This window comes from Ancylobacter terrae (assembly GCF_045108345.1).
GTDB lineage: Bacteria > Pseudomonadota > Alphaproteobacteria > Rhizobiales > Xanthobacteraceae > Ancylobacter.
In genome coordinates, this window is sequence record NZ_JBJGXH010000004.1 from 175204 (window position 1) to 189457 (window position 14254).

The 14254-nt window shown below is 70.6% G+C and carries 18 protein-coding genes; 9 read left to right on the forward strand and 9 right to left on the reverse strand.

The features are described from left to right. The first annotated feature begins 215 nt into the window (after positions 1-215). From dnaK to rpsU, 7 genes are all read left to right on the forward strand, one after another. Positions 216-2108: a molecular chaperone DnaK gene (gene dnaK, locus ACEUEL_RS19335; RefSeq protein ID WP_405708902.1), complete on the forward strand. Its 1893-nt coding sequence runs from the start codon at positions 216-218 to the stop codon at positions 2106-2108. A gap of 165 nt (positions 2109-2273) precedes the next feature. Beyond that, positions 2274-3422, forward strand: coding sequence for a molecular chaperone DnaJ (dnaJ, locus tag ACEUEL_RS19340; RefSeq protein ID WP_405708905.1), 1149 nt, complete (start codon positions 2274-2276; stop codon positions 3420-3422). 109 nt (positions 3423-3531) lie between these two features. Next, the gene (locus tag ACEUEL_RS19345) at positions 3532-4146 is read left to right on the forward strand and encodes a class I SAM-dependent methyltransferase (protein ID WP_405708908.1); all 615 of its coding nucleotides are present in this window, start codon (positions 3532-3534) and stop codon (positions 4144-4146) included. A 9-nt stretch (positions 4147-4155) separates the two neighbouring features. After that, positions 4156-4740 carry an NADPH-dependent FMN reductase gene (locus ACEUEL_RS19350; protein ID WP_405708911.1) on the forward strand — a complete coding sequence of 195 codons (585 nt, stop codon included), beginning with the start codon at positions 4156-4158 and terminating at the stop codon, positions 4738-4740. A 37-nt stretch (positions 4741-4777) separates the two neighbouring features. Next, a complete protein-coding gene (gene pyrF, locus ACEUEL_RS19355; RefSeq protein WP_405708914.1) occupies positions 4778-5494 on the forward strand; it encodes an orotidine-5'-phosphate decarboxylase in 717 nt (238 codons plus the stop codon). Positions 5495-5505: 11 nt separating this feature from the next. Further along, positions 5506-5814 carry a DUF1330 domain-containing protein gene (locus ACEUEL_RS19360; protein ID WP_405708916.1) on the forward strand — a complete coding sequence of 103 codons (309 nt, stop codon included), beginning with the start codon at positions 5506-5508 and terminating at the stop codon, positions 5812-5814. A 158-nt stretch (positions 5815-5972) separates the two neighbouring features. Continuing rightward, on the forward strand, positions 5973-6215 hold the full coding sequence (gene rpsU, locus ACEUEL_RS19365) for a 30S ribosomal protein S21 (protein ID WP_405708919.1): 243 nt from the start codon (positions 5973-5975) through the stop codon (positions 6213-6215). Between the two features lie 94 nt (positions 6216-6309). Here rpsU and ACEUEL_RS19370 read toward each other — a convergent pair whose 3' ends face one another. After that, the gene (locus ACEUEL_RS19370; protein ID WP_405708921.1) at positions 6310-6567 is read right to left on the reverse strand and encodes a GlsB/YeaQ/YmgE family stress response membrane protein; all 258 of its coding nucleotides are present in this window, start codon (positions 6565-6567) and stop codon (positions 6310-6312) included. Positions 6568-6750: 183 nt separating this feature from the next. Here ACEUEL_RS19370 and ACEUEL_RS19375 point away from each other — a divergent pair, with 183 nt between their 5' ends. Then, on the forward strand, positions 6751-7221 hold the full coding sequence (locus ACEUEL_RS19375; protein ID WP_405708924.1) for a YidB family protein: 471 nt from the start codon (positions 6751-6753) through the stop codon (positions 7219-7221). 54 nt (positions 7222-7275) lie between these two features. Here ACEUEL_RS19375 and ACEUEL_RS19380 read toward each other — a convergent pair whose 3' ends face one another. The 3 genes from ACEUEL_RS19380 to ACEUEL_RS19390 all read right to left on the reverse strand — a co-directional run bounded on the left by ACEUEL_RS19380 (position 7276) and on the right by ACEUEL_RS19390 (position 8560). Next, positions 7276-7548, reverse strand: a complete 273-nt coding sequence (locus ACEUEL_RS19380) for a hypothetical protein (RefSeq protein ID WP_405708927.1) — start codon at positions 7546-7548, stop codon at positions 7276-7278. Positions 7549-7681: 133 nt separating this feature from the next. Then, entirely contained in the window at positions 7682-8068 is a 387-nt protein-coding gene (locus tag ACEUEL_RS19385) for a TIGR02301 family protein (RefSeq protein ID WP_405708930.1), read from the reverse strand. 51 nt (positions 8069-8119) lie between these two features. Next, on the reverse strand, positions 8120-8560 hold the full coding sequence (locus ACEUEL_RS19390; RefSeq protein WP_405708932.1) for an NUDIX hydrolase: 441 nt from the start codon (positions 8558-8560) through the stop codon (positions 8120-8122). A 209-nt stretch (positions 8561-8769) separates the two neighbouring features. Here ACEUEL_RS19390 and ACEUEL_RS19395 point away from each other — a divergent pair, with 209 nt between their 5' ends. Continuing rightward, a complete protein-coding gene (locus tag ACEUEL_RS19395) occupies positions 8770-9066 on the forward strand; it encodes a hypothetical protein (RefSeq protein WP_405708935.1) in 297 nt (98 codons plus the stop codon). Positions 9067-9069: 3 nt separating this feature from the next. Here the strand turns inward: ACEUEL_RS19395 and dapE are convergent, their stop codons facing one another. From dapE to ACEUEL_RS19420, 5 genes are all read right to left on the reverse strand, one after another. Next, positions 9070-10260, reverse strand: a complete 1191-nt coding sequence (gene dapE, locus ACEUEL_RS19400) for a succinyl-diaminopimelate desuccinylase (RefSeq protein WP_405708938.1) — start codon at positions 10258-10260, stop codon at positions 9070-9072. A gap of 192 nt (positions 10261-10452) precedes the next feature. After that, entirely contained in the window at positions 10453-11298 is an 846-nt protein-coding gene (gene dapD, locus ACEUEL_RS19405; RefSeq protein WP_405708940.1) for a 2,3,4,5-tetrahydropyridine-2,6-dicarboxylate N-succinyltransferase, read from the reverse strand. Positions 11299-11376: 78 nt separating this feature from the next. Then, complete coding sequence (locus ACEUEL_RS19410) at positions 11377-12156, reverse strand: pyrimidine 5'-nucleotidase (protein ID WP_405708943.1); 780 nt, start codon at positions 12154-12156, stop codon at positions 11377-11379. A 20-nt stretch (positions 12157-12176) separates the two neighbouring features. Next, a complete protein-coding gene (locus tag ACEUEL_RS19415) occupies positions 12177-12977 on the reverse strand; it encodes a class I SAM-dependent methyltransferase (RefSeq protein ID WP_405708946.1) in 801 nt (266 codons plus the stop codon). 95 nt (positions 12978-13072) lie between these two features. Beyond that, positions 13073-14203 carry a DUF1036 domain-containing protein gene (locus tag ACEUEL_RS19420; protein WP_405708949.1) on the reverse strand — a complete coding sequence of 377 codons (1131 nt, stop codon included), beginning with the start codon at positions 14201-14203 and terminating at the stop codon, positions 13073-13075. Positions 14204-14254 lie beyond the last annotated feature (51 nt).

The following is a 14254-nucleotide window of genomic DNA, read 5'->3' on the forward strand; positions in this document are numbered from 1 at the left end:
CGCCCGCCCGCGGAGCGCGCGGCGGGCCTCGCACCGATGCCCGAAACTCCCTCCACATGCCGCCTTGCGGCCGTTTCGGCGCCTTCTTATATACGCCCCGGAACGCGCCGCTTCGGATAGAAGCGCGCCGGATTTCAATGGGGGCCGTCCGGGCATGTCCCGTATGGCGGAGGCCTCTGAGAGGGTTCGCACGGCCCGCCGAAAGGAGAGAAAGCATGTCCAAAGTCATCGGCATCGACCTCGGCACGACAAACAGCTGCGTCGCGGTGATGGAAGGCTCGACGCCCAAGGTGATCGAGAACGCGGAGGGCGCGCGCACCACCCCGTCCATCGTCGCCTTCACGGAAGACGGCGAGCGTCTCGTCGGCCAGCCGGCCAAGCGCCAGGCGGTGACCAATCCCGAGCGCACCTTCTTCGCGGTGAAGCGCCTGATCGGCCGCCGCTACGACGACCCGACCGTCGAGAAGGACAAGAAGCTGGTCCCCTACAAGATCGTCAAGGGTGACAACGGCGACGCCTGGCTCGAGTCGGACGGCAAGAAGTATTCGCCCTCGCAGATCTCCGCCTTCACCCTGCAGAAGATGAAGGAGACCGCGGAGGCCTATCTCGGCGCCAAGGTGACCCAGGCGGTCATCACCGTGCCGGCCTATTTCAACGACGCCCAGCGCCAGGCCACCAAGGACGCCGGCAAGATTGCCGGCCTCGACGTGCTGCGCATCATCAACGAGCCGACCGCGGCCGCGCTCGCCTATGGCCTCGACAAGAAGTCGGCCGGCGTCATCGCGGTCTATGACCTCGGCGGCGGCACCTTCGACGTGTCGATCCTCGAGATCGGCGACGGCGTGTTCGAGGTGAAGTCGACCAATGGCGACACCTTCCTCGGCGGTGAAGACTTCGACATGCGGCTCGTCAACTACCTCGCGGACGAGTTCAAGAAGGAGCAGGGCATCGACCTGCGCAACGACAAGCTCGCCCTGCAGCGGCTGAAGGAAGCCGCCGAGAAGGCCAAGATCGAGCTGTCGTCGGCGACGCAGACCGAGATCAACCTGCCCTTCATCACCGCCGACGCGTCCGGCCCGAAGCACCTGACGATGAAGCTCACCCGCGCCAAGTTCGAGGCGCTGGTCGACGACCTCATCCAGCGCACGGTCGAGCCGTGCCGCAAGGCGCTGAAGGATGCCGGCCTGACCGCCGGGCAGATCGACGAGGTCGTGCTCGTCGGCGGCATGACCCGCATGCCCAAGGTGCAGGAAGTGGTGAAGCAGTTCTTCGGCAAGGAGCCCCACAAGGGCGTCAACCCGGATGAAGTGGTCGCCATCGGCGCCGCGATCCAGGCCGGCGTGCTGGCCGGCGACGTCAAGGACGTGCTGCTGCTCGACGTGACCCCGCTTTCGCTCGGCATCGAGACGCTGGGCGGCGTGTTCACCCGGCTGATCGACCGCAACACCACCATCCCGACCAAGAAGAGCCAGGTGTTCTCCACGGCCGAGGACGGGCAGACCGCGGTCACCATCCGCGTGTTCCAGGGTGAGCGCGAAATGGCGGCGGACAACAAGATCCTCGGCCAGTTCGACCTCGTCGGCATCCCGCCGGCGCCGCGCGGCATGCCGAAGATCGAGGTCGCCTTCGACATCGACGCCAACGGCATCGTCAACGTCTCGGCCAAGGATCAGGGCACCGGCAAGGAGCAGCAGATCCGCATCCAGGCCTCGGGCGGCCTCTCGGACTCCGACATCGACAAGATGGTGAAGGACGCCGAGGCCCACGCCGAGGAAGACAAGAAGCGCCGCGCCGCGGTCGAAGCCAAGAACCACGGCGAAGCGCTGGTCCACTCCACCGAGAAGGCGCTCGGCGAGCACGGCGCCAAGATCGCGGCGAACGACAAAACGGCCATCGAGACGGCCATCACCGATCTCAAGGGCGTGCTGGAGAGCGGCGACGCCGACGAGATCACGGCCAAGACCAACGCCCTCGCCCAGGCCTCCCTCAAGCTCGGCGAGGCGGCCTACGCCGCCCAGCAGGAGCCGCCGGCCGGCGAGGCGCCGAAGGACGACGTGGTCGACGCCGAGTTCACCGAGGTGGACGACGACAAGAAGAAGTCGGCCTGATCTGCTCCCGATGAATGGCCCCCGGACCTGCTCCGGGGGTCGTTTTCTGTATGACAGGGAGAGGCACGGCAGGGTTCCTGCATGCCGCGTCTCCTGACTAGCGCGTCTGCCGAGTCCCGTGGGGACCGGGTGTGACCGATCGAAATCCGGAACGGCTCATCCAGCATGTCCAAGCGCGACTATTACGAAATCCTCGAGGTCTCCCGCACCGTCACCGACGGCGAGCTCAAGAGTTCCTACCGCAAGCTGGCCATGAAGTGGCACCCGGACAAGAACCCCGGCGATGCCGCGGCCGAGCAGCGCTTCAAGGAACTCAGCGAGGCTTACGAGGTCCTGAAGGACGGGCAGAAGCGCGCCGCCTATGATCGCTTCGGCCACGCCGCGTTCGAGAACGGCATGGGCTCCAGCGCCGCGGGCGGAGCCGGCTTCGGCGCCGATTTCGCCTCGACCTTCTCGGACATCTTCGAGGACCTGTTCGGCATGAGCGGGGGAGGCCGGCGCGGCCAGGGCCGGGGCCAGGGCCGCGAGCGCGGGGCGGACCTGCGCTACAATATGGAGATCACCCTCGAGGAAGCCTTCACCGGCAAGAACGCCACGCTGAAGCTGCCGACCTCGGTCACCTGCGAGACCTGCTCGGGCACCGGCGCGAAAGCGGGCACCCAGCCCTCCTCCTGCCGCCATTGCGGCGGCTCGGGCCGCATCCGACAGGCGCAAGGCTTCTTCACGCTGGAGCGCACCTGCCCGGTCTGCCAGGGCCGCGGTCAGGTCATCGAAGACCCCTGCCCGACCTGCGCCGGCGCCGGCCGCGTCACCCACGAGCGCACGCTGCAGGTGGCGATCCCCGCCGGCGTCGAGGACGGCACCCGCATCCGGCTCGGCAACGAGGGCGAGGCGGGGGTGCGCGGCGGGCCGCCGGGCGACCTCTACATCTTCCTGTCCATCGCCGCGCACGAATTCTTCCAGCGCGACGGGGCGGACCTGTTCTGCCGCGTGCCGATCTCGATGGTGACCGCCGCCCTCGGCGGCAGCGTCGAGGTGCCGGGCATCGACGGTGCCAAGAACAAGGTGAAGATCCCCGAGGGGACGCAGTCCGGCAAGCGCTTCCGCCTCACCGGCAAGGGCATGCCGGTCCTGCGCACCCGCAACCATGGCGACATGCATGTGCAAGTGGTGGTGGAGACGCCACAGAACCTCACCCGCCGCCAACGCGAGCTGCTCGCCGAATTCGACCGCGAATGCTCGGGCGAGACCCACCCCGAATCGCACGGCTTTTTCGCCAAGGTTAAGGATTTCTTTGCCGGCGAGGCGGAATAGCCGGGACGCTGCGTCATCGCCGCGCGGCTCTCGCGTTCGGCTTGACCCCTGTTTTGATCCCGTCTAATCGCCGGGATACGGTGCCCTCGGACAACTGGAATCGGATCGTATGCTGCATCGTTCCAAGACGGGTTGCGCGCCGACGAAACCGCGTCTCGACGACGAGGTCCGCTTCCTCCAGTCCTGGTTCCAGAACCCGCTGCGCACCGGCGCGGTCTCGCCCTCCGGCCGGGCGCTCGCCCGCACCATGGCGGGCTATGTCGACCCGACCGATACCGGCCCGGTGATCGAGCTCGGCCCCGGCACCGGCCCGGTGACCAGCGCGCTGATCGCCCGCGGCGTGGCGCAGGAACGGCTGGTCCTGATCGAATACAATCCCGATTTCTGCCGCATGCTGAAGAGCCGCTTCCCGGCGGCCACCATCATCCGCGGCGACGCCTACGACATAGCCCGCACGCTCGGCGACACGCTGGCGAGTCCCGCCACCGCCATCGTCTCCAGCCTGCCGCTCTTCACCCGGCCGCCGCGCGAGCGGGAGAACCTGCTCGCCCAGGCCTTCGGCCTGGCGCAGGCCGGCGCGCCGTTCATCCAGTTCACCTATGCGACGGTATCGCCGATGCCGCTCGCGCCCGCCCGCTTCACCGCCCACCGCTCGCCGCGCGTGTGGCTGAACCTGCCGCCGGCACGGGTGTGGGTCTACCGCGCCGCGCAGGCGCAGAGTTGAGGAGCCACGATGGCCGGTCCCCGCATCGTCACCTTCGCCGGCTCGATCCGGACTGGCTCCTTCTCGGCGAAGCTCTCGGCGCTCGCCGCCCGCGAACTGCCCACGCTCGGCGCCGAGGCGGTGCACCTGACCCTCGCCGACTATGCGATGCCGATCTATGACGGCGACCTCGAGGCGGCCGAAGGCGTGCCGGAGGCGGCCAAGCGCCTGCACGGCGTGCTGGCGGGCGCCGCCGGCGTCTTCATCGTGACCCCCGAATACAATGCCGGCGTGCCGCCGCTGCTGAAGAACGCCATCGACTGGGTGAGCCGCGTGCGCGACGGTGCGGGCGATCCGTACAAGGGGCCGGTCTGGGCGATCGGCGCGACCTCGCCCGGCGCGCTGGGCGGCTACCGCGCCTCGATCATGCTGCGGCAGACCCTGGCGCTCGGCCTCTCCTGCCTCGTGCTCGGCGAGCAGATGGTGGTGAGCGGCGCGGCAAAGGCCTTCACGGAGGAGGGCGGCCTCGCCGAGGAACGCGCCCAGACGCAGCTGCGCGGCGTGCTCTCCGTGCTGGTCGCGCAGGCGAAGCTCCGCGCCGCCGCGCGCGGCTGATATCGACGGCTTCATCGGCCGGAACGACGAGGACAGGATGGCGACGCCCCCGACCGACCCGCGCGACCGGCTGATCGTCGCGCTCGACCTGCCCTCGGTGCGGGCCGCAGAACCCATCGTCGCCCGGCTCGGCGACACGGTGAGCTTCTACAAGATCGGCTACGAGCTCGGCTTCTCCGGCGGCCTCGGCTTCGCCCGCGATCTCATCGCCGACGGCAAGAAGGTGTTCATCGACTTCAAGCTGCACGACATCGGCAATACGGTCGCGCACGGCGTCGCTTCGATCGCCTCCTTGGGCGCGACCTTCCTCACCGTGCACGCCTATCCCCAGACCATGCGGGCGGCGATGGAGGGCAAGGGCGCGAGCCCGCTGCGCATCCTCGCCGTCACCGTGCTGACCTCCTATGACGAGGCGGACCTCGCCGAGGCGAGCTACGGGCTCGGCGTCGAGGAGACGATCCGGCGCCGTGCCGCGCAGGCGCGCGAGATCGGCGTCGACGGCCTCGTCTGCGCGCCGACCGACGCCGCGATGGTGCGCTCGATCCTCGGGCCGCGGCCGGCTGTCGTCACGCCGGGTGTGCGCCCGACCGGGAGCGCGACCGGCGACCAGAAGCGGATCGCGACGCCGACCTTCGCGATCCGCGCCGGCGCCGACCATCTCGTCGTCGGCCGGCCGGTCGTCGCTTCGCCCGACCCGGCAGCCGCCGCCCGCGCCATCCAGGCCGAGATCGCCGCCGCGGTGGCGGGCGTCTGAGGAGAGCCGCGATGCCTAAGGGCTACTGGATCGCCCGCGTCGATGTCGATGACCTCGAGGCCTACAAGGCCTATGTCGTGGCCAATGCCGCGCCCTTTGCGGCCTACGGCGCGCGCTTCCTCGTGCGCGGTGGCCCGTTCGAGGCCGTCGAAGGCACGCCCCGCGCGCGCAACGTGGTGATCGAGTTCGCCGACTACGCCACCGCGCTCGCCTGCTACCGCTCGCCGGAATACCAGCACGCGCTGGCCTTCCGGACGGCGGCCTCGCGGGCCGAGGTGATCATCGTCGAGGGATACGACGGGCCTCAGCCGGGCGAGTGAACCGGGCCACCGAGTGTTGATATCGGCGGGCTGGACAGGACAGGCGGGTTCTGCTAATTCCCCACGCCTCGACGGGCATATGCGCGGCGTTCGATCGCCCCGTGTCCGTCCCCAGGAACAACGCCGGCGCTATCGCGAAAGCTCGAAGAGGAACACACGTGCAGGTTCTCGTCCGCGACAACAATGTCGACCAGGCCCTCAAGGCGCTCAAGAAGAAGATGCAGCGTGAAGGCATCTTCCGCGAGATGAAGCTGCGCGGCCATTACGAGAAGCCCTCCGAGAAGCGCGCCCGCGAGCAGGCCGAGGCCGTGCGCCGCGCCCGCAAGCTCGCTCGCAAGCGCGCTCAGCGCGAGGGTCTGCTTCCCTCCAAGCCGAAGCCCGTCACGGCCGGCCCGCGCTGATCTCGGCGGCGGCCTCCGGGCCGCGCTGTTCCGCTGACGCAATCACAAAAGGCGCGCCCCGGCCGGGTCGCGCCTTTTGGCGTTTACGGCGCCGCTACAGGCTGCGGCGGCCGGAGAGCTGATGGTAGAGCCAGAGCACGACCACCGAGCCGATGACGGCGACGATCAGGCTCCAGATATTGAAGCCGGTCACCCCCGCCGCGCCGAAGAAGTTGAAGATGACGCCGCCGACCACGGCGCCGACGATGCCGAGGACGATGTCCAGCAGCATCCCCTGCCCCGATTTGTTGACGAGCTTGCTGCCGAGCCAGCCCGCGATCAGGCCGAGCAGGATCCAGCCCAGAACCGACATGGGTATTCCCCTTCCGCCGCCCCGCGGCTACCGGCGCCGGAGCGTGCCGCCGGCGCCCGCACCCCCACGGGGGCGACGGACGCGCGCTGAGGATAGGCGGGGCTTCGGCCGCTGCCAATTGTGTCGTAGGCTCGCCACCTTCGGAGCGCCAGATAAGGCGTCCGATCAGTCAGGGAGGCCACCATGGGTCTGTTCGACGACGCCGTTCCCGGCGGCAATATCGCCAAGCCGATCATGATCGCCCTCGGCGCGCTGCTCGTCAGCAAGATGCTGGCGGGCAAGAGCGAGCCGGAGGCGCAACCTCAGGCGCCGGCCGAGCCGGCGCCGCGCGCGCCGCTGCCACAGACCGCCGACGCCGATGGCGGCCTGCTGGGCGGGCTCGGCGGCCTGCTCGATAAGCTTCGCACCGGCGGGCTCGCCGACGCGGCCGATTCGTGGGTGGGAACCGGCCAGAACAAGCCGGTGCAGCCGGGCCAGCTCGGCTCGGCGATCGGCCAGCAAACCATCTCGGAGCTGGCCCGCAAGGCTGGGGTCAGCGAACAGGAGCTGCTCGACCAGCTCGCCCGCGTGCTGCCGGGCCTCGTCGACAAGATGACGCCGGACGGGCGCGTGCCGGACCTGCGGCAGGTGGCGTCGCTGTTCCAGTCGCGCTGATGCGCGATCCTGCGGGCGGCCCGCGCCGCCCGCGCCTTGCGCGACCGGCCGGCGCTACTGCCGGTTCAACGGCACGGTGTATTCACCGCTGCGGATCCGCTCCGACAGGCGCTCGGCGAATCGGGCGGCCGCCTCTTCGCCATAGGTGGCGACCAGCGAGCGGATGGCGGTGAACAGGGCCGCCTGCGCCAGGCAATCCTCGTCCAGCCCGTCATAGACCGCCTCGTTCCAGGCCTCGTCGAGATAGGCGAGCGCCGCGTAGCGCTCGTCTTCCATGGCCTCGCTGGTTTCGCCGTCGAGGCGGTGCGGTTCGGGAACGTTCGACACGGCTCACCTCCGCGCGTCCCCCGCGACGCGCCGAATCGGACCATAGCACGATGGCCCGGCCGGTCGGCCCATGTTTTGAGAGAAGGTTAACCTGGGCGGACAAAATTGAGGCAAGGGTCGTTCAAATGCGCTGTTAATTGCTGCCATAGCGGGTGGCGATGTCGCGCGACAGCCGCGCCCCCTCGTCGAGATAGCGCCTGCCGGCGAGTTCGGCCGAGGGCGTGCACGTGCGGTAGACCTGCTGGTAGCTCGTATAGCCGCGGTTGAACGCCGCGATCAGGCGCGAACGGCGCGCCTCGGAGGGCTGCTCGGCGTCGATCAGCGCCTGCATCTCGTCGCGCCAGCGGTTGCCCTCCTTCGCCCCGCACAGCGGGCGCAGATAGTGCAAGGCCCCCATCAGCTCGGCGAGCTGGCTCATCTCGGCTTCATAGGGCGGGGGCGCCCCTTCGGTCTGCTGCGCCTGCGCCGCGTCCGCGAGCGGCACCAGGAACAGGACGGCGGCGAGGAGGATGGGGCGCATGGCGGTTACCTGCGCCGGGCGGCGCGGCCGGTCAAGAGGCGTGCCGCCCACTCACGCCTCCCCATCCGACGCGGCGACGAGCGCGTGGGCGGCGGCGACGATGCCGGCGAGGCCCTCGGTCGCCGGGGCGGGCAGCGCGTCGGGAGCGAACCAGCCCACCTCCGCGGCTTCCGGCCCGGTGGCCGGCTCGCCGGCCTGCCAGCGCGCGGCATGGGCGATGACGACAAAATGCGCCGTCAGACCGCCCGCAGGATCGTGGCGGATGATGTCGAGCGCGCCGGCGACGCCGATGACCCGGGCGGTGACGCCGACCTCCTCCATCACCTCGCGGGTGGCGGCGAGCGCCAGCGGCTCGCCCGGCTCGACCCGCCCGCCCGGCAGCGACCAGATGCCCGCCGCCGGCGCCTGCCCCCGGCGCGCGAGCAGGACGCGGCCGTCGCGAAACACCGCGGCGCTGGCGGCGAGGGTGGGACGGACGGGCGCGTCGGGCACGGCGGGCTCCGGAGGGGAATCACGGTGCGCCAGCCTAGAGCGTTTTCGAGCGCGGTGGATACCGGTTCACCGGCGACGCGTGAGAACGCTCTTTGCGAAACAGGCTCTGGCACAGCGCCCGGCCCCTGCGTCTATCATCCGCGCCCGGATGACGCCGCAATCCTGCCCGAGCCTGCGGACACCCGATCCCCCCGTTGCGAGACCCCGGCATGATCCTTCCCCGCGCCGCCGGCACTGCGCTGATCGCGATCCTTCTTGCCGGCGTCGCCGCGTCCGGTGCCCTTGCGCAGACGAAGACGCCTGCCGCGCCGGCCAAGAATACGGCACCGGAGCCGGTCGATCCGGCTAAGGATCCGTTCTGCCGCGCGATGGGCGCCGGCTTCCAGCGCCTCGCGGGCACGCAGACCTGCGTCAAGATCAGCGGCAATGTGCAGATGGAAGGCTACGCGCAGAGCTACGACGCCGCGCCCGGCAGCCTCACCGCCCCGGCGCTGCGCTCACGCTGAGCCTCAGCGGCCGAAGGCGGCGAAATAGCGGTCGATGATGCCGCGATAGACCCGCGTCAGCGCGCGCAGTTCGTCGACCGGGGTCGCCTCGTCGACGGCGTGCATCGACGTCCCCACCAGCCCGAACTCGACCACCGGGCAGTAATCCTTGATGAAGCGCGCATCCGAGGTACCGCCGGTGGTGGAGAGCTCGGGCGTACGCCCCGTGGTCTCGGCGATGGCGGCGACCACGAGATCGACGAACTCGCCGGGCGCGGTCAGGAAGCTGTCGCTGGAGCGCTCCTCGAAGGCGACCGACCAGCGCACCTCGTTGCCGGCCATGTGGTGCAGCCGCCGCTCGATCTCGGCGGCGAGCGTGTCGGGTTGCCAGAGCTCGTTGAAGCGCACGTTGAAGCGCGCCCGCGCCTGCGCCGGGATGACGTTGAAGGCGGGGTTGCCGACGTCGACCGAGACGACCTCGAGGTTCGACGCCTGGAAATGCGCCGTGCCGGCATCGAGCGGCTCGTCGAGCAGGATGCCGAGCAGGCGGTGCAGGCCGCGGATCGGGTTGTCGGCGAGGTGGGGATAGCCGACATGGCCTTGCCGGCCGTGCACCGTGAGCGTGCCCGACAGCGAGCCACGCCGGCCGATCTTCACCATGTCGCCCAGCACGGCGCGGCTGGAGGGCTCGCCCAGCACGCAATGGTCGAGCCGCTCGTCGCGGTCGGCCAGCCAGCGCAGCAGCTTCTCGGTGCCGTTGATGGCGGGGCCTTCCTCGTCACCGGTGATCAGCAGCGAGACCGAGCCTGGGGCGTTCTCCCCGTGCGCGGCCGCGAAGTCGAGCGCCGCGGCGATGAAGGCGCCGACGCCACCTTTCATGTCGACCGCGCCACGCCCGTAGAGCAGGCCGCCATGGATGGCGCCCTCAAAGGGGGGAAAAGTCCAGTCGGCGGGATCGCCCGGCGGCACCACGTCGGTATGGCCGGCAAAGCAGAGATTGGGCGTGCGCGTGCCGAAACGGGCGTAGAGGTTCTCGACGTCCGGCGTATCGGGACCCGACAGCCGGACGCGGTGCACGGTGAAGCCGGCACGGCCCAGCACCCCGGCGAGATAGTCGAGCGCGCCGCCCTCCTCGGGCGTCACGGAGGGGCAGCGGATCAGGCTGCGGGTGATCTCGACCGGATCGGCGGACGAGGCGGAAACGGTATCGGCCATGAGACAGCTCCCTGCGAACGCCATGTCGGACCGGCGCGCCCACGACCGGGCCCCCGTCATCCCGGACGGCCGGAAGCCGAGCCGGGATCGCGTGCCGAGACTGGCGCCACTTTCAGCCTCCGATCCCGGCTCTTCGCTACGCTCCGGCCGGGATGACGGTCAAGACGGAAGCGCCGCCAGCAGGCCCGCCGGTCAATCCCGCAGCAGGTCGTTGATCGAGGTCTTGGAGCGGGTCTGCTCGTCGACACGCTTGACGATCACCGCGCAGGCCAGCGAGGGGCCGGGCGTGCCGTCGGGCAGCGGGCGTCCCGGCAGCGCGCCGGGCACCACGACGGAATAGGCCGGCACCTCGCCGACGAACACTTCGCCGGTGGTGCGGTCGACGATCTTGGTGGTGGAGGAAATGAACACCCCCATCGAGAGCACGGCGCCGCGGCGCACGATGACGCCCTCGACAACCTCGGAGCGGGCGCCGATGAAGCAGTCGTCCTCGATGATCACCGGCCCGGCCTGCAAGGGCTCCAGCACGCCGCCGATGCCGACGCCGCCCGAGAGGTGCACGTTCTTGCCGATCTGCGCGCAGGAACCCACCGTCGCCCAGGTATCGACCATGGTGCCGCTGGCGACATGGGCGCCGAGATTGACGAAGGAGGGCATCAGCACGACGTTCGGCGCGATATAGGCCGAGCGGCGCACCACGCAGCCGGGCACGGCGCGGAAACCCGCCGAGCGGAACTCGGCCTCGCCCCAGCCGTCGAACTTCGAGGGCACCTTGTCCCACCACACCGCCTGGCCCGGGCCGCCGGGGATAATGGCCATGTCGTTGAGGCGGAAGGAGAGCAGCACCGCCTTCTTGAGCCACTGGTTGACGGTCCAGTCGCCATTGGCTGCCGGCTCGGCGACGCGCACCTTGCCGGCGTCGAGCAGCCCGAGCGCCTCGTTCACCGCCGCGCGGACGGGGCCGCCGGTGTCGAAGCCGATCTCCGCCCTCTTCTCGAAGGCATCCTCGATGATGGACTGAAGCTCGGTGGTCGACATGGCGCGTTCTCTCCGCATAAGGCGAGGCGTCTTCTCCCGGCGGGCGACGCCGATGTCAACGGCCGAAATCGCCGGCGCTCAACGGCGCAGGGGCGCGAGGAAGCCGGCGAGGTCCTCGGTGACATGGTCGATATGGGCGGCATCGCGCCCCTCATGCTCCCACGCCTCGCGGTCGGCCGGGCTCACGGCGAGGCCGGGCGGCACCACCAGCACCGTGCGCATGCCGAGCTGCGCCGGCACTTCGAGATTGCGGGCGAGGTCCTCGAACATGGCGGCGCGCGTCGGCTCCACCGCATAGGCGTCGAGGAAGCGGCGATAGGCCTCTTCGGTCGGCTTGGGGTGGAACTCGGCGGCGACGATGTCGTGTACGCCCTCGATGTGATCGAGGAAGCCGAGCTTGTCGAGGATGCGCTCGGCATGACGGCGCGAGCCGTTGGTGTAGACCAGCTTGCGGCCGGGCAGCGCGGCCAATGCCGCGCCCAGCGCGGGAGCGGGAGCGAGGCCGGTGAGGTCGATGGCGTGGACATGGGCGAGGAAGGCGTCCGGGTCCATGGCGTGCTCGATCATCAGCCCGCGCAGCGAGGTGCCGTAGCGCCGGTAATAGTCCTTCTGCCGGGCGAAGGCCTCGTCCAGCGAGACACCGAGGAAGTCGGCGATATAGGCGCGCATGCGCAGGTCGATCTGCCGCCACAGGTCGAGCCCCGGCGGGTAGAGCGTGTTGTCGAGGTCGAACACCCAGATATCGACGTGCCGGAAGCCGTCGACGTGGGAGTGATCGGGACGGATGGCATCGGGATGCGGCGGCACGGCGGGGCGGGGCTCGGACATGCCGCCCTTGTAGAGGCTCCGCGCGCTCATGGGAATGCGCGCGGCGCCGGTCAGTCGGGCGGCGCGCGGAAGCCCAGTATGGCGTCGACCCCGACGATCTCGGTGAAGGCACCGGACGGCGACAGCCGCTTCAGCTCCGCCCGCAACGCGATCTCGAAGGCGGGACGCAGCGTGCCGAGCGCCTCGGGCGAGGTGACCGAGCGCGAGAAGGCGCGGCCGACGATGGCGTCGGCATCGAGCGGGCGTTCGAGGATACGGCCGATCCGCTCGACATGGGCGAAGGGCGAGCGCACCAGCACGCCCTCATGCGGCATCCAGCCGGGCCCGCGCCGGATCTTCCGCTCGGCCATGCGGGAGGGGGAATAGGTCTCGCCCAGCGTCTGCAGGGCGCCGTGCCAGTCCGGGGCCGCGGCGATGCGCCGGTCGCCGAACAGCGCCACCGCGCCGCCGGGCGCGACCAGCCGGTCGAGCGAGCGCAGCGTCGCCGCACGATCCATCCAGTGGAAGGAGCGACCCATGACGACGAGGCGGAACGGGCCGGACAGCGCGTCGAGCTCATAGGACGAGCCCGGCTGCACGGTGATGTCGAGGCCCGCCGCCTCGGCCGCCGCCGCGGCGGCGTCCAGCATCTCGGGCTCGGGATCGAGCGCGGTCACCCGCGCGCCGAGGCGGGCGAAGGCGAGCGCCAGCACGCCCGGCCCGCAGCCGAGGTCGAGCACGCCCTCCCCCGGCGTGAGACCGGCGCGGCGGGCGACCAGGGCGATGAGATCGTCCGGATAGGGGACGCGGTAGCGCGCGTAGAAATCGGCGGTGGAGCGGAAACGGCGCGGCTCGAACGGTACGGTGGACATGAGGCTCACCCCGGGGCGCTGGCGCGGATCGCGGCGTCGCTATCGAGGGCCGGGATCGCGGCGAAACGGAGGTGCCCCGGCCGCGCGACCGATCGCTATTGCGTGAAGCGGACCTGCGCCGCGCCGCGCGCCGAACGCGTCACCGGCGCAAAGGGCGTCGGGTCGAGATTGCGGCCGGCACAGTCGTCGTGAGCGCGGATCTCAAACGGGCTGGCGCGGGTGCAGAGCGTGACGCCACCGCCCCAGTCGAGACGGCCGCCGTCGGGGCGCTTCAGCGGCGCACCGTCGGCATCGAGCGCGGTGGCGTAGCTGTAGAGCTTGCCGTCGGCGCTGCCATCCTCGCCCTCAGCGTCGGGCGCGCGCAGGCAGCGCCCGGGCGCGATGCGCCACCAGCCGCGGGCGACGACGTCGATGCGACCGTCCGCGCCCTTCTCCTCGCGGGCCATCGCGGTCATCACGGTGAAACGGGTGTCGTTGCACCAGACGAGGCCCGGCCCCTCGCCCTCGCGCACGGCCTGCAACAGCCGGTCGAGAAGGTCCGGCCGCGCCGCCGCACCCGCATCGAGCTTGCGGTCGGCGAGGAAGGCGGCGAGCGCGGTATCGGTCTTGGGGCCCGTGGTGCCGTCGACCGGGCCGGGGTCGTAGCCGAGCAGGGCGAGCAGGCGCTGGAGAGCGGCGAAGCGCGCCTGCTCGTCGCCATATTCGTCCGCCTCGGCGAGGTTGAGGGTGAGCGCGCCACCCTCCCCGGTCGGGCGCATCGGCGCGAAGGGGAGGAGCGTGCGGCCCTCGCCCGCGCAGGTGTCCGCATCGGCGATCAGGAAGTCGCCGGTGCCGGCGCAGAGCCGGGTGCCGTTCGCCGCGCTCATCGCCACCGGTCCGTAGAGCGGCAGGGCGCGGGCATGCAGGAAGAAGCGTTCGGCGGCGATCTCGCCGCGCATCACCGTCCGGCAGCGGCCGGGATCGAGGCGGAACCAGCCGCGGGTCACCCGCACCCCGCTCTGCTCGATGCCGAGCGCGGCCTCGGCGACGTAGCTCGTATGGTTGCACAGCGCGAGGTCGGCGCGGGCGGCGGCCGGCGCGGCGAGGAGAAGGGCGAGCCCGGCGGCGAGCCGCCATGCCAGCCGACGGGCACGGAGTCCGGCCTCATGGCCAAGCTCGGCCCGGTCATCCATCCAGTCGCGGCCGTCCCTGTCGTCAGCCGGCGTCACCTCCGGCACCATCGGCATGCGAAGCTCCCGTTCCGCTATACGCTTCCGGCGACGCTGACCGCGGTCATG

Bases quoted from the DNA above. Each gene is read 5' to 3' on its own strand.
- ACEUEL_RS19345 (WP_405708908.1), top strand. From the start codon at position 3,532: ATGCTGCATCGTTCCAAGACGGGTTGCGCGCCGACGAAACCGCGTCTC.
- ACEUEL_RS19350 (WP_405708911.1), top strand. From the start codon at position 4,156: ATGGCCGGTCCCCGCATCGTCACCTTCGCCGGCTCGATCCGGACTGGC.
- ACEUEL_RS19420 (WP_405708949.1), bottom strand. From the start codon at position 14,203: ATGCCGATGGTGCCGGAGGTGACGCCGGCTGACGACAGGGACGGCCGC.
- ACEUEL_RS19360 (WP_405708916.1), top strand. From the start codon at position 5,506: ATGCCTAAGGGCTACTGGATCGCCCGCGTCGATGTCGATGACCTCGAG.
- ACEUEL_RS19370 (WP_405708921.1), bottom strand. From the start codon at position 6,567: ATGTCGGTTCTGGGCTGGATCCTGCTCGGCCTGATCGCGGGCTGGCTC.
- dnaJ (WP_405708905.1), top strand. From the start codon at position 2,274: ATGTCCAAGCGCGACTATTACGAAATCCTCGAGGTCTCCCGCACCGTC.
- dnaK (WP_405708902.1), top strand. From the start codon at position 216: ATGTCCAAAGTCATCGGCATCGACCTCGGCACGACAAACAGCTGCGTC.
- ACEUEL_RS19395 (WP_405708935.1), top strand. From the start codon at position 8,770: ATGATCCTTCCCCGCGCCGCCGGCACTGCGCTGATCGCGATCCTTCTT.
- ACEUEL_RS19410 (WP_405708943.1), bottom strand. From the start codon at position 12,156: ATGAGCGCGCGGAGCCTCTACAAGGGCGGCATGTCCGAGCCCCGCCCC.
- dapD (WP_405708940.1), bottom strand. From the start codon at position 11,298: ATGTCGACCACCGAGCTTCAGTCCATCATCGAGGATGCCTTCGAGAAG.
- dapE (WP_405708938.1), bottom strand. From the start codon at position 10,260: ATGGCCGATACCGTTTCCGCCTCGTCCGCCGATCCGGTCGAGATCACC.
- pyrF (WP_405708914.1), top strand. From the start codon at position 4,778: ATGGCGACGCCCCCGACCGACCCGCGCGACCGGCTGATCGTCGCGCTC.
- ACEUEL_RS19375 (WP_405708924.1), top strand. From the start codon at position 6,751: ATGGGTCTGTTCGACGACGCCGTTCCCGGCGGCAATATCGCCAAGCCG.
- ACEUEL_RS19385 (WP_405708930.1), bottom strand. From the start codon at position 8,068: ATGCGCCCCATCCTCCTCGCCGCCGTCCTGTTCCTGGTGCCGCTCGCG.
- ACEUEL_RS19415 (WP_405708946.1), bottom strand. From the start codon at position 12,977: ATGTCCACCGTACCGTTCGAGCCGCGCCGTTTCCGCTCCACCGCCGAT.